We start from the raw sequence: 12806 nt of genomic DNA on the forward strand, positions 1-12806 counted from the left end.
TCAGATCCCGATGCCGAGAGCCGGCTCGCTGTCGCGCTCCGGTTTGCGGATATGCGGCTCCAGGTGCCGGGTAATTCGTCCCAGCCCATCGAGCAGCCCCGGCATTTGCACGCTGGAGGGGGAGGGCTGGTCGCACAGGGCAGTCAGCGCCTCAGCCATTTGCAGAGGGTCGCGAGAGGTCCCGCCGTGCTCCATCGGGTCCTCCAGCATCCGCATCAGTCCCAGTTCGGCGGCGCGGGCAGCCCGAATGGTCTGTTCGAGACGCGGGCGCGAGCGCGGCACCAGCAGTCCCGGTTTGTCGAAGGACAATATCTCGCAGAAGGTGTTGTAGCCGCCCATGGCGACCACGGCGGACGCCCGGCTCATCAGCCGTTCGATCTTGGGATCGAACACGATGGCATCCACCTTGGCGAGGCGGTCGATACGCTCCAGGAAATGGCCACGCTGGGTGTTCGACAGGAACGGCCCGAAGGCGACCACCGCGGGCAGGGGAATATAGGGGTCCGCCTCATAGGCCGATATCACCCAGTCGATCAGCCCGGCGCCATCGGCACCGCCGCCCGTGGTGACCAGGATGAACGGCCCCTTGGTCGCGCGGGGGTAGCGCATTGTGGCGAGCCCACCGGGAACCGAGCGGCGCAGATAGCCGGTATAGACGAGGCGGGAACGCAGTTCGGCCGGCAGTGGAATGCCGTCCAGCGGGCGGTAGAACTCCTCGAGACCATAGACCAGCACGTCGTCATAGTGTTCGGTCAGGGCACGGATCGCACCCTTGTCGTGCCATTCCGTACGGATCGCCTCCGGCCCGTCGAGCACGTCCCGGATGCCGACCACGCGCCGCGTGCCCATATGGCCCATCAGCTTGAGCGTCGGCAGCAACTCGCCGCGAAATCCGGCCGGCTCCTTGTCGGCGATGAAGATATCGGGGCGGAAGGCTTCCGCGGTCTGGCGGATCAGCGCCTCGCGGATAGTGGTGACCTGGGGTAGGCTCAGGCGCAGATTCGCGCTGGCATACTCGCCGTCCTCGCTCTTGGCGACGCTCGGCACGTGAACGAAATCGATGCCGGGGGCGAAATTGAAGCTGCCGGCGAGGGCGGAGCCGCAGATAATCAGTACCGACAGGTCGTCGTGGGCCCCGACCAGCGCATTGGCGATTGCGCGGGTGCGACGGATATGACCCAGCCCGTAGGTGTCGTGGCTGTACATCAGGATGCGGGGCGTGGCCCTGCCCGGCCGGCTAGCCTCCGCGATCGACGGCGCCGGCATACGAGGAAATTCCATCAAATCATCCACTTGCGAACGTCCGCCAGACTCATGCTAGGCGAGGCCTTCGCCCTGCGCCATCCCCGGGTGGCCTACCGGAGAAATCGTAAAGCCGAGATATCCGCTCTGTCGAGCGGACTTCAATGTGCCTAGCCGAGATTCGATCAAAAGTAGATGCCGAAAAGCACGGCTTCCTCTTTCATATCAGCCACAGGCGCATCGTTGGTTTGGATGCGAAAGAACGCCATAACGGAATGACTTAGCGAAACGACTTGGCTTCCTGCCACAAGGCTTCCATCTCGTCGAGGCTGGCATCCGACGGTCGTCGATCCTGTTGCGCCAGCGCATCCTCTATATGGGCAAACCGGTGAATAAACTTGTCGTTGGTGCCGCGCAGCGCCGCTTCAGGATCCACGCCGAGATGGCGCGCGAGATTGGCGACGGCAAACAGCAGATCGCCAACCTCGGCACCCGCCGCCGCACGATCCCCGATAGCGATCTCGGCTTCGACCTCGCCGATTTCCTCACGGATCTTGGCAATTACCGGGCCGGCATCTGGCCAGTCGAACCCAACCGTGGCAGCCTTCTGTTGCAGCTTCACCGCGCGGGTGAGGGCAGGTGCCCCAACCGGCACGCCCGACAGAATGCGTTCACCCTTGCCTTCGGGCGCAAGGCCGTGCTTCGCTCGCCGCTCGGCGCGGAGGCGCTTTTCCTCCGCCTTGATCTCGGCCCAGGCCTGGTTGACTGCCACGACGTCGCGGCCACCTTCGGTTCCAAACACATGCGGGTGACGACGGATCATCTTCGAGGTGATCGCGGTGACCACGTCGCCAAAATCGAACAGCTCACGTTCGCGCGCCATCTGCGCATGGAACACGACCTGCAGCAGCAGATCGCCAAGCTCGTCGCACAGATCCTCGACATCCTCACGCGCAATGGCGTCGGCGACTTCGTAAGCCTCTTCGATCGTATAGGGAGCGATGGAGGCGAAGTCCTGCTCCAGGTCCCACGGGCAACCGGAACCCGGCGTGCGGAGCGCTGCCATGATCTCGAGGAGACGTTCAATGTCGCGGGAGGGGGTCACGGTTTCGATAGCTCCGTCATTGCGCAGCAAGTCGCAGAAGACATATTATGGAAAATACAAACTCAAGATCGGCTGAGCACCCGGGCCCAACCTCCTATCAAGGCAGCGATATTTGCATGCCATCATAGGCCGGCACGATGTCGACGGGCAGTTCGGCGGCGAGCCGGTGATAGTCAAGGTCGGTATGCAAATTGGTCAGCACAGCGTGACGCGGCTTCATTCGCTCAATCCAGCCTAGCGCCTCGCTCACGGACAGATGTGTCGGATGCGGCGTATAGCGCAGGGCATCGATGATCCAGGTGTCGAGCCCTTCGAGATAAGGCAGGCTTTCCGCCGGGAGGTCGTGCAGGTCCGGGCAATAGGCCAGGTCGCCGAAGCGGAAGCCATAGGCAATGATCCCCCCGTGAAACATGCGGAACGCCGTGGCCTCGATCGGCCCGCCGGGGCCGTCAACGCGGATCGTGTCGCCATGCTCGAAACGGTGCTCGTCGAGGATCGGCGGGTAATCGCTGCCGGGCGGCGACTGGAAGCAATAGCTGAAGCGGGCATTGAGGATCGCCGAGGTCTCGGCATCCAGAAACACCTTCATCCGCTTGCGGTGCAGGATGGTGAGCGGACGTAGATCGTCGATGCCGTGGGTATGGTCCGCATGCTCATGAGTGAACAGCACACCATCCAGCCGGTCGATCCGGGCATCGATCAGTTGCTCGCGCAGGTCAGGGGAGGTGTCCACCAGCAGCCGGGTCACCGGCTTGCCCTCCCCGTCGGAGCGCTCCACCAGTAGCGAGCAGCGTCGGCGCCGGTTGCGCGGCTCGGCAGGGTCACAGGCTCCCCAGCCCTGCCCCACCCGCGGCACGCCGCCGGAAGAGCCGCAGCCGAGGATGGTGAAGGTCAGGACCATGGGCGCGGGCGGCTCGCTTTCAGTGGGCGCGGGAGAACAGGCGGAAGAAGTTCTCGGTGGTCAACTCGGCGACGGTCTCGGCAGTGATACCACGCGTTTCCGCCAATATACGCGCCGTCTCGACGACATATGAAGGCTCATTGCGCTTCCCCCGCCATGGGTTGGGCGCGAGATAGGGCGCATCCGTCTCCACCAGCAGCCGCTCGGCCGGCAGCGTCGCGGCGATCTCGCGCAACGGCGCACCGCTCTTGAAGGTCAGGATGCCCGAGAACGACACATAGCCGCCAATGGCCACCGCCCGGCGCGCCAGCTCGGCACCGGCGGTGAAACAGTGCAGCACGAAAGAAAAGGCGCCCTTGGCGTATTCTTCCTCGAGAAGCTGGGCGACATCGCCATCCGCCTCGCGGGCGTGAATCACCAGCGGCAGGCCGGTCTGCCTTGCCGCCGCGATGTGCAGCCGGAAGCCATGCATCTGATCATCACGCGGAGCCGTGTCGTAGTGATAATCGAGCCCGGCTTCGCCGATGGCGACCACCTTGGGGTGATCGGCCGCTGCGAGCAGTTCGGGGAGGGTGACGTCACGCTCCTCGCCGGCATTGTGCGGATGGGTGCCTACCGAGCAGAAGATATCGTCGAAACGCTCGGCGATCGCCCTCACCTCGCCAGCGCGACGCACGCGGGTGCCGATGGTCACCATGCGGCCGACGCCCGCCGCACGAGCGCGCGCGACCACCGCATCGAGCTCGGAAGCGAAGTCCGGGAAGTCGAGATGGCAGTGGCTGTCGATGATCATGCGTTCGGCGTTTCAGGCTCGACATAGCGCGGGAAAACCGGCACCGGAGCGGGCAGGAGGGTACCAGCCACCAGGCGGCCGCCCTCCCCCAGAGTGGTGAAATCTCGCCGGTCAGCCGGCACCGCCAGCAGATCCAGCAGTTTGCCGGCGCTATCGGGAACGAAGGCCTGCGCAAGCACCGCCACCTGCCGGATTACTTCGGCAGTGGTCCACAGCACGGTACCAAAGCGGTCTGGCGCGCTCTTGCGCAGTTCCCACGGCGCCGAGGCGGCGAAATAGCGGTTGGCATCGGCCACCACCGCCCAGATCACTGCCAGCGCCTGGTGGAGTTGCTGCTCATCCATCGCATTACGGGCCGCCGACAGCATGGCATCGGCGCTCGCCAGTATGGTGGCGTCCTCCGGCGACAGCACGCCGCGCTCCGGCAGCACACCGCCGAGATTCTTGGCGATCATCGATAGCGACCGTTGGGCGAGGTTGCCGAGATCATTGGCGAGATCGGCATTGGTGCGGTTGACGATCGCCTCGTGGCTGTAGGAGCCGTCCTGGCCGAACGGGATCTCGCGCAGCAGGAAATAGCGCAGCGCATCGACGCCATAGGCCTGGGCGAGGTCGAAGGGGTCGATCACGTTGCCGACCGACTTCGACATTTTCTCCCCGCGATTATGGATGAAGCCGTGCGCGAACACAGTCTTCGGCACCGGCAGGCCGGCAGACATCAGGAAGGCTGGCCAGTAGACGGCATGGAAGCGGATGATGTCCTTGCCGATGACGTGCAAATCCGCTGGCCAGAAGCGCTCGAAGGTTTGGCTGGCATCGTCCGGGAAGCCGACGCCGGTGATGTAGTTGGTGAGCGCATCGACCCAAACATACATCACATGCGTCGGATCGTCCGGCACTGGCACGCCCCAGGAGAAGGTGGTGCGGCTGATCGAAAGATCCTGAAGCCCACCCTTCACGAAGCTCAGCACCTCGTTGCGCCGGCTTTCGGGACGGATGAAGTCCGGATGCGCCTCGTACCAGGCGAGCAGCTTTTCCTGATAGGCCGAGAGGCGGAAGAAATAGCTGTTCTCCTCGGTCCACTCGACAGGCGTGCCCTGCGGGCCGAGGCGGACGCCGTCGGCATTCACCGTGGTCTCGTCCTCGGCGTAATAGGCCTCGTCGCGCACCGAGTACCAGCCGGTATAGGCGCTGAGATAGATGTCGCCATTGACCGCCATGCGCCGCCAGATTTCCTGGCTCGCCGCGATGTGGTCATCGTCGGTTGTGCGGATGAAACGATCATATTCAACACGCAAAAGACCGTCCATCGCCTTGAAGCGATTGGAGTTCTTCGTCGCCCACTCGAACGGCGTCAGCCCCTGCTTTTCCGCCGTCTGCGCCATCTTGAGCCCGTGCTCATCGGTGCCGGTGAGGAAGCGCACGTCGTAGCCATCCAGCTTCTTGAAGCGGGCAATGGCGTCGGTGGCAATCTTCTCATAGGCGTGGCCGATATGCGGCGAGCCGTTGGGGTAGTCGATGGCCGTGGTGATGTAGAAGGCGGGTTTCACAAGGCGCAATCCTGGCACGATCCTGCGGCGGCCGGACCCAGCGGGCTGCCTCGCGCGGTCAGGGCCTTACCGCCTCGTGAAGCGACGCGAAGATCCGGAAGACGAACGTCTTGCGATCGAGATTATAGACATCCGCGTCGATCGCGGCGCGGCGAACCTTCTCCCACACCTCCGGCAGGCGTGCAAGGCGCACGCCCGGGCTTTGCACCCTGCCGGTCGCGCGGTCGGATATCCAGTTTTCCACCGCGGCCATGAAGCTCTCGGCACCGCCCTCGCGGTCCGCCTGCAGCTTGTCGCCGAGGCTGTGCAGAGCCTTCGGGTCGATATGGGGAAGCTGCGCCAGCAGGTCGTTGGTGGCGCGACGCACGGCGAGGCGATCAGCCGAGAGCAGGGCCAGCGCCTCGCGGACGCTGCCCTCGCAGGCCTCCGCTGCCTCGGCGAAGCGTGCGCGCGCGAGATCCGGCATGTGACCGGCGAGATGATCGAGCGCCTGCATCACCTGCTCCTGCGACAACGCACGTAATGGCAGGGCGCGACAGCGCGAGCGGATCGTCGGCAAAAGACGGCCCGGCGCGTGGCTGATCAACAGGAAAAGCGCATTTTCCGGCGGCTCCTCAAGCGTCTTCAGCAAAGCATTGGCGCCCTGCGCGTTCATCTCGTCGAGCGTGTCGACCACGCAGACCCGCCAGCCCCCCAGCGCCGCCGTCGAGCCAAAAAAGCTGCGGACCTTGCGCACCACCTCGGCGGGAATCGCCGTTGGCAGCTTGCCGGCATCGTTCGGCACCCGCCGCAGCACGAGGAGATCGGGGTGCGAGAGCGCGGTCACCTGTCGCGAAACCGGATGATCGACGCCGATCTCCAGCGTTCCGGCAGGGGCGCGGCCGCCGGACAGCGCGAAACGGGCGAGGCGATAGGCGAAAGTCGCCTTGCCGATGCCCTCGGGCCCGCCGATCAGCAACGCATGCGGCAGGCGACCGGCGTCCCATGCCTCGCGGACCGAGGTTTCTGCCTCGGTATGGCCGATGAGAAGATGATTGGCGCGCGGGGTGGGCGCGGTGCCGAAGCGATCCGCTTCAGCGATAGCTTCGCTCATCGCACACTCCTTGACGGGCCTTGGTTCGCCGATCGTTCCAGCCGCTCACCCACCACGCGCCATACATCGGCGGCAACGGTCTCGATGTCGCGCTGTCCGTCGATCACCACGCAGCGCTCCGGCTCCTCGCATGCGAGAGCGAGAAATGCGTCACGCAAGTGCTTGTGAAAGCTCAAACCTTCGCGCTCAAAGCGGTCGGCCCCGACACCCGATCGCGCCGCGGCACGGCCAAGGCCCTCATCCGCCGGCACGTCGAGAATGATGGTGAGGTCAGGCCGGGTCTCACCCACCGTCACCGCCTCAAGTTCCCGCAGCAGACCGGTATCGATCTGGCCGAGCGCACCCTGATAGACGCGGGTGGAATCGGCGAAGCGGTCGCAGATCACCCATTGCCCGGCTGCGAGAGCCGGACGGATGGTGGCATCGAGATGATCGACGCGGGCAGCGGCGAACAAGGTCGCTTCCGCCAATGGTCCCAAGGGCTTGGCCGCGCCGGAGAGGATGACGTGGCGCAGGATTTCCGCGCCCGCCGAGCCGCCCGGCTCGCGGGTGGTGACAACCGCGATGCCGTCCTGCCGCAGATGCTCGGCGAGCAGGCGGACCTGGGTCGACTTGCCGGCGCCCTCCCCGCCCTCGAAGGTGATGAAGCGCCCCGGCGTTACCGGGAGGACGCTGCGTCGCCGCGGCGCCCGCCGCTTAAGTGGCTCGGGCATAAGCATTCTTCAGCTTGCTGAAACCCTCGCGGGCGAGGCCCACGACCAGTTCATAGGCGCCGTCGAGCGCCCGGCGCCAGAGCGGCCCCTTGCCAACATCCTCCGCCGCGACGAGGGGCACTTCCAGCGCCAGCTGATCGCCCCGCATCACCCGCAGCCGGGCAAGCTCGGTGCCGGCGGTCACCGGCGCGTCGATCGGGCCTTCGTAAAGGATGCGGGCATTGATCCGCTCGGTACCGTTGCGCGGTACCAGAAGGCGTATAGAAGACGTGCCGACCAGCGGCACACCGCCGCGCGCACCGCCATAAAGCGTTGCTTCGCCAACCACTTGGCCCTTATCGAACAGTAGCTTCGACTCGAAGGCGCGGAAGCCCCATTCAAGCAGCTTGCGCGCGTCGTCGGCGCGTTCCTTGTCGCTCTTGGCGCCCAGCAGCGCCAGGATCAGGCGCTGGTTATTCTGAACCGCCGAACCGACGAGGTTGAAGCCGGATTCCTTCAGATAGCCGGTCTGGAAGCCGTCGGCACCCAGGCTCATGCCGAGCAAGGGGTTGCGATTGTTCTGGCGGATCTTGTTCCAGAGAAAGTCGCTCTCGGCATAGATCGTGTAATATTGTGGATACTTGCGAATGATGTGCGTTGCCAGCCGCATCATATCGCGCGCCGTGGTCTGCTGAGTCGGATCGGAAAGGCCGCTTGCATTGGCGAAGACAGAGTCGGTCAAGCCGATTTTCTTCGCCTCTTCATTCATTTTCTGGACGAAGGCCAGTTCGTTTCCGGAAATACCTTCCGACAGAATGATGGTCGCGTCGTTGCCGGAGGGGATAATGGCGCCGCGCAACAGGTCGGAGACCTTGATCGAGGTGTTGATGCCGGCGAACATGGTAGCGCCGCCGGACGGCGCACCGCCGCGCCGCCAGGCATATTCGCTGACCTTGAATTCGGTATCGGGCGTCAGACGCCCCTCCGTAAGCTCTTGAAAAACCACGGCTGTGGTCATCATCTTGGCGATGCTGCCGGGAGCGGACGGGGTGTCCGCCGCGCGCTCGAACAGCACGGTGCCGCTCTCATAATCGACCAGAATCGCCTGCGGCGAGGCAATGGCCGGCGGCTGGATCTGGGCATGGGCGGGCAGCGGCGAAAGGCCGAAAAGCAGCGTCACCGCCGGTACGATGAGGTGTACGGTGAGACCGATGCGGGGCCAGATCCGTTCGATCCGGCCGGGTCTGGCGGCGATATGTGATGACCGCTTGCCCGAAGACATGCTCGACGACCCTCCGCGCATGTCGGAACAGTTAGCAGCCGTCGCCGCCAGGGGCAATCAGACCCTTGCGGCGACGCGCGGCAACCCAACCGCAAAGGAGATCAGTAGAGGCCCTGGCCGCTGGTCGCGCCCTGGGAGGAGTAGCTCATCGCCGGCTGCGCGCCGACCACCCAGCCGGCAGCGGCGAGCGACTGCTGCCGGGTCGGCTGCGGCGCCATCTGGGCGACCGCCGCCGGAGCGGTGGCGGGAGCGGCACGGACGGGAGCCGGCTTGGCGACGGGAGCCGCCGCGGCGACCGGCCGCTGAGCCGCAACCGGGGCAGCCGCCACCGGCCTGGCTGCCGGCTTCGGAGGTAGCGGCGCGAAGGCAACCTGCTGCGGCGCCGGAACGGGCGGGGCCACCACGGCCGCCGCCTGCTGCGCCGGGCGGGCGGCGACGCGCACCGGATTGACGGAATAGGCGCTGGCCACCACCGGCCCGGCGACCGGGGCTTCGGCGACATCCTCGGCGCTCGGCTCGCCGAGCTCGAACGGACGGCTCGGCGGCAGCGGAACATTGGCGACCGCCACACGGGTCGGCGCCGGCGCGGCCATGCGGGGCAGCACAGAACCAGCCGAGGCCAGCATGGTGGTGGGGATGACCTGCTTGCCGTTCTCGCGCAGCGTCGACGCCAGCTGGATGTCGTCGGAGCCTTCGAGCGGCGCGCGGCCGACATATTCCACCCGCACGCGGGCGGTGCCGGAACGCTTGAAGCCGAGCAGGTCGGCAGCACGCGAGGAAACGTCGATGACGCGGTTGCCGTGATAGGGGCCGCGATCGTTCACGCGCACCACCATCGAGCGGCTATTGGCGAGATTGGTGACCTTCACATAGCTCGGCATCGGCAGCGTGGGATGCGCCGCGGCGATGGAGTGCATGTCGAACACTTCGCCATTCGCGGTCAGGCGACCGTGGAAATCGTCGCCATACCAAGAGGCGAGACCCTCGGAGCGGTATTTGCTGTTCTCGGCGGGGGTATAGACGCGCCCGGCGACGGTGTAGGGCTTGCCGACGCGATAGGCACCGCCACCCTTGGGAACCGGATCACCCGGCTTCACCACGCGCGGGCTGGCGGCCACGCCATATTTGGGATCGATCTTGCTGGTGAGCTTGTTCTCAGCCGTGCAGTTCGCGACCAGCAGGCCGGCCCCGACAAGCACCGCGACGCGGCAGACCCCCGAAAGGCCCGATGAAACCACCCGCACCGACGACTTGCCGGCAACTCGATCCAGAGCCGATTCCTGCCCCATGCACCCGACCGTTCTGTTGGCAGCCGCGGCGACACCGATTGAGGCGGGCGCCGAATACTCGCGGATGCAAACCCACATTCGGGACACCGGGCCATTCACCCGATCCCCCACTCCTTATGCCACAGGAGGCTGTCCGAGTACGGCGGAAATGCGGCGCACATTACAATATGGTAAACAAACGGTAAGCTGCCGTTCAGGGAAGCCTTGTGTTTTCAAGGCTGAGCGGCCACCAGCTGACAGGCTGACGGCAGGAACGCGGCAACATCGTGAAAGAGCCGCCGGGCGTTGCCAATGGCGTTTCGCGCGTATCCACAGCGGACACGCGCCGTGGGCAGCGGGGAACTGCACGCTACGGAGAGGCAGGGATGGCAGGGCACAGTCCGCACCACCCTCCCCCCTTGTCCTGTCTCGTTCAGGTCAGGCGACGCCGGCGGCTCCGGCCGGCAGCACGATTACCCGCGAGCCGGTAGGCACCCGGCGGTAGAGATCGATGATGTCCTGGTTGAGCAGCCGGATGCAGCCGGAGGAGACCATGGTGCCGATCGACCACGGCTCGGTGGTGCCATGCAGGCGATACAGCGTGTCGCGGCCGTCCTTGTAGAGGTAGAGCGCACGCGGACCGAGCGGGTTGGTCGGCCCGCCGGCCAGGCCGTCGCGATAGGGGCCGTAGCGCTCCGGCTCGCGGGCGATCATCGCCGGGGTCGGCGTCCAGCGCGGCCACTGGGCCTTGCGGGCAATGGTCGCCTCGCCCTGGAAGTTGAAGCCTTCCTGCTTGCCGACGCCGACGCCGTAGCGGATCGCCCGGTTGCCCTCGCGCACCAGATAGAGGAAGCGCCGGTTGGGATCGACCACCAGCGTACCGGCCGGCTCGGCGCCGCGATAGGCCACCTCCTGCCGCAGGAACTGCGGATCGATCTCGGAAATGTCCACCGCCGGCACCGGGAAGGGCTCTCCCTCCACCGGGCCATACATGGCCGCCCAGCGCGGATCGATGGAAGGGGTCGCGGCGGTCGGGGCCGGCAGACGACCCTGCGTCGCGCAGCCGGCGAGAAACAGGGGGGCACCAATGAGCGCGGCACGACGGGTAAGCGGCATGATTCTCGAGAACCTCGACTGAGCTGATGCGAGGCAGAAAGCCTCATGGTCGCAGCCATGTCCATATGCTATGATGCGATTGTGATCATAACTTTCGGATATGACACTCCCCGGGAGAACGATGGACCTGTCTCTGGCCCTGCGCGCCTTCATCCGCACCGTCGAGAAGGGATCGGTAACCGGCGCGGCACGCGATCTCGACATATCGCAGCCGGCGGTGACCAAGCATCTGCGCAATCTCGAACGACATGTGAACGCACGATTGCTTGAACGCTCGGCGCGGGCCGTGCGCCCGACGGCGCAGGGACAGGCACTGTTCGAGGTCTCGCGCGCGGCGCTGGCCTCCATCGACGCCGCGCTGGAGGGCGTGCAGCGTGACAGCGGCCGGATCGAGGGCACGCTGCGGCTGTTCGCGCCCGCCTGCATCGGCGCCCAGTGCCTGCATCCGCTGCTGCTCGAATTCCAGCGCGCGCATCCCGGCATCGGCGCCGACCTGGTGCTGGACGGCCGGACGGTCGACCTCGTCTACGAGAATTTCGACCTCGCTTTGCGCTATGGCCGGCCGGAGGGAACGGACATCGTGGCCCGCCGGATCGGCACGGTTCGTCGGGTGCTGGTCGCCTCCCCCGCCTATCTCGCGGCGGCCGGCCCGATCGACACGCCGGAGGAACTGGCGGCGCGGCCGCTGGTGGCAACGGCCGGTGCGCTGTCGGAACGCGACCAGCTGATGCTGATCAAGGACGGCCATATCCAGGAGCTGGCCGTGCGCCTGCTGCTGCGCACCAATGTGGCGCAGGTGCTGGTGAGCAGCCTCAAGGCCGGGCACGGGCCCGGGCCGGTGCAGACGCTGCTGGTGCCCGACGAACTCGCGCGCGGCGAGCTGGTCCGCATCCTGCCGGACTATGAGGCGAGGCCGAGCGAGCTGTTCATCAGCTTTCCCTCGACCCGCTTCCTGCGCCCGGCGGTGCGCGCCTTCATCGACTTCATCGTGCCGCGGCTGAAGGCGGTGGACGGGATCGACTGAGCCCCTCGCCGGCTCCCGGCTGTTCAGCGCGAGGCCGGCCCCTTCCCTGCCCGGTCGCCTGCGGTGTGGCAGGTGAGGCGCAGGGAGCCGTCGGCGGCGACGGTCGCGGCGAGGCCGAGATAGTCGTGCACCGTCGCGTGTGTGGTCTCGAGCGGCTGGTGATGGGTCTGGGTGATCACCAGCACCGTGCCGCCGGCCGCCTCCCCCGCGGCGATGCCCGCCGGGGCATCCTCGAAGATCAGGCAATCCTCGGGGCGGACGCCGAGCCGCTCGGCGGCGAGCAGATAGCCGTCCGGCTCCGGCTTGCCGCGCGTGATGTCCTCGGCACACACCATCCGTGCCGGCGGCGGCAGGCCGGCCGCCCTGAGCCGGGCTGCCGCCAGTTCGCGCGTCGCCGAGGTGACGATGGTCCAGCGTTCCGGCGGCAGCGCGGCCAGGAAGGCGACGGCGCCGGGGATCGGCGCGATGCCGTCGACATCCTCGATCTCGGCCTGCGTCACCCAGGCGGTCTCGGCCGCGATGTCGATGCCGGGAAGGTTCGGCGCCTGCCGGCGGACGGTGTCGACCGCCTGCACGCCGTGAATGGTCGGCAGGAAGCGCGCGACGTCGAGGCCATGGCGCTGCGCCCAGCGCGTCCACACCCGCTCGGCCGCGGCGATGGAGGTGAGCACGGTCCCGTCCATGTCGAAAAGGAAGGCGCCGAAATTCCGGTCGAACACTCCAGGCACTCCTGTGCGGGC

The 12806-nt window shown here is 66.3% G+C and carries 12 protein-coding genes; 1 reads left to right on the forward strand and 11 read right to left on the reverse strand.

Going from position 1 to position 12806, the window contains the following annotated elements:
- From KHC24_RS00140 to KHC24_RS00185, 10 genes are all read right to left on the reverse strand, one after another.
- The gene (locus KHC24_RS00140) at nucleotides 1-1281 is read right to left on the reverse strand and encodes a glycosyltransferase family protein (RefSeq protein WP_246545953.1); all 1281 of its coding nucleotides are present in this window, start codon (nucleotides 1279-1281) and stop codon (nucleotides 1-3) included.
- 241 nt (nucleotides 1282-1522) lie between these two features.
- Nucleotides 1523-2347 (reverse strand): nucleoside triphosphate pyrophosphohydrolase, encoded by an 825-nt coding sequence (gene mazG / locus KHC24_RS00145; protein ID WP_213358430.1) that lies wholly within the window; start codon nucleotides 2345-2347, stop codon nucleotides 1523-1525.
- 97 nt (nucleotides 2348-2444) lie between these two features.
- On the reverse strand, nucleotides 2445-3248 hold the full coding sequence (locus tag KHC24_RS00150; protein WP_213358431.1) for an MBL fold metallo-hydrolase: 804 nt from the start codon (nucleotides 3246-3248) through the stop codon (nucleotides 2445-2447).
- Between the two features lie 19 nt (nucleotides 3249-3267).
- On the reverse strand, nucleotides 3268-4041 hold the full coding sequence (locus KHC24_RS00155; RefSeq protein ID WP_213358432.1) for a TatD family hydrolase: 774 nt from the start codon (nucleotides 4039-4041) through the stop codon (nucleotides 3268-3270).
- A complete protein-coding gene (metG, locus tag KHC24_RS00160) occupies nucleotides 4038-5591 on the reverse strand; it encodes a methionine--tRNA ligase (RefSeq protein WP_213358433.1) in 1554 nt (517 codons plus the stop codon). Before metG ends, KHC24_RS00155 begins: the two co-directional genes overlap by 4 nt.
- A gap of 58 nt (nucleotides 5592-5649) precedes the next feature.
- Entirely contained in the window at nucleotides 5650-6684 is a 1035-nt protein-coding gene (locus tag KHC24_RS00165; RefSeq protein ID WP_213358434.1) for a DNA polymerase III subunit delta', read from the reverse strand.
- Nucleotides 6681-7397, reverse strand: coding sequence for a dTMP kinase (gene tmk, locus KHC24_RS00170; protein ID WP_213358435.1), 717 nt, complete (start codon nucleotides 7395-7397; stop codon nucleotides 6681-6683). The genes KHC24_RS00165 and tmk overlap by 4 nt, the downstream gene beginning before the upstream one ends.
- Nucleotides 7381-8658, reverse strand: a complete 1278-nt coding sequence (locus tag KHC24_RS00175; RefSeq protein ID WP_213358436.1) for a D-alanyl-D-alanine carboxypeptidase family protein — start codon at nucleotides 8656-8658, stop codon at nucleotides 7381-7383. Before KHC24_RS00175 ends, tmk begins: the two co-directional genes overlap by 17 nt.
- 101 nt (nucleotides 8659-8759) lie before the next feature.
- Nucleotides 8760-9947, reverse strand: coding sequence for a septal ring lytic transglycosylase RlpA family protein (locus tag KHC24_RS24880; protein ID WP_213358437.1), 1188 nt, complete (start codon nucleotides 9945-9947; stop codon nucleotides 8760-8762).
- 417 nt (nucleotides 9948-10364) lie between these two features.
- The gene (locus tag KHC24_RS00185; RefSeq protein ID WP_213358438.1) at nucleotides 10365-11042 is read right to left on the reverse strand and encodes a L,D-transpeptidase; all 678 of its coding nucleotides are present in this window, start codon (nucleotides 11040-11042) and stop codon (nucleotides 10365-10367) included.
- A 121-nt stretch (nucleotides 11043-11163) separates the two neighbouring features.
- On the opposite strand from KHC24_RS00185, the gene KHC24_RS00190 reads away from it, so the two are divergent.
- The gene (locus tag KHC24_RS00190; RefSeq protein WP_213358439.1) at nucleotides 11164-12066 is read left to right on the forward strand and encodes a LysR family transcriptional regulator; all 903 of its coding nucleotides are present in this window, start codon (nucleotides 11164-11166) and stop codon (nucleotides 12064-12066) included.
- A gap of 23 nt (nucleotides 12067-12089) precedes the next feature.
- On the opposite strand, the gene KHC24_RS00195 is transcribed toward KHC24_RS00190, so the two are convergent.
- On the reverse strand, nucleotides 12090-12785 hold the full coding sequence (locus tag KHC24_RS00195) for an HAD-IA family hydrolase (RefSeq protein WP_271180572.1): 696 nt from the start codon (nucleotides 12783-12785) through the stop codon (nucleotides 12090-12092).
- Nucleotides 12786-12806: the final 21 nt, after the last annotated feature.

This window comes from Ancylobacter defluvii, from assembly GCF_018390605.1.
Taxonomy (GTDB): Bacteria; Pseudomonadota; Alphaproteobacteria; order Rhizobiales; family Xanthobacteraceae; genus Ancylobacter; species Ancylobacter defluvii.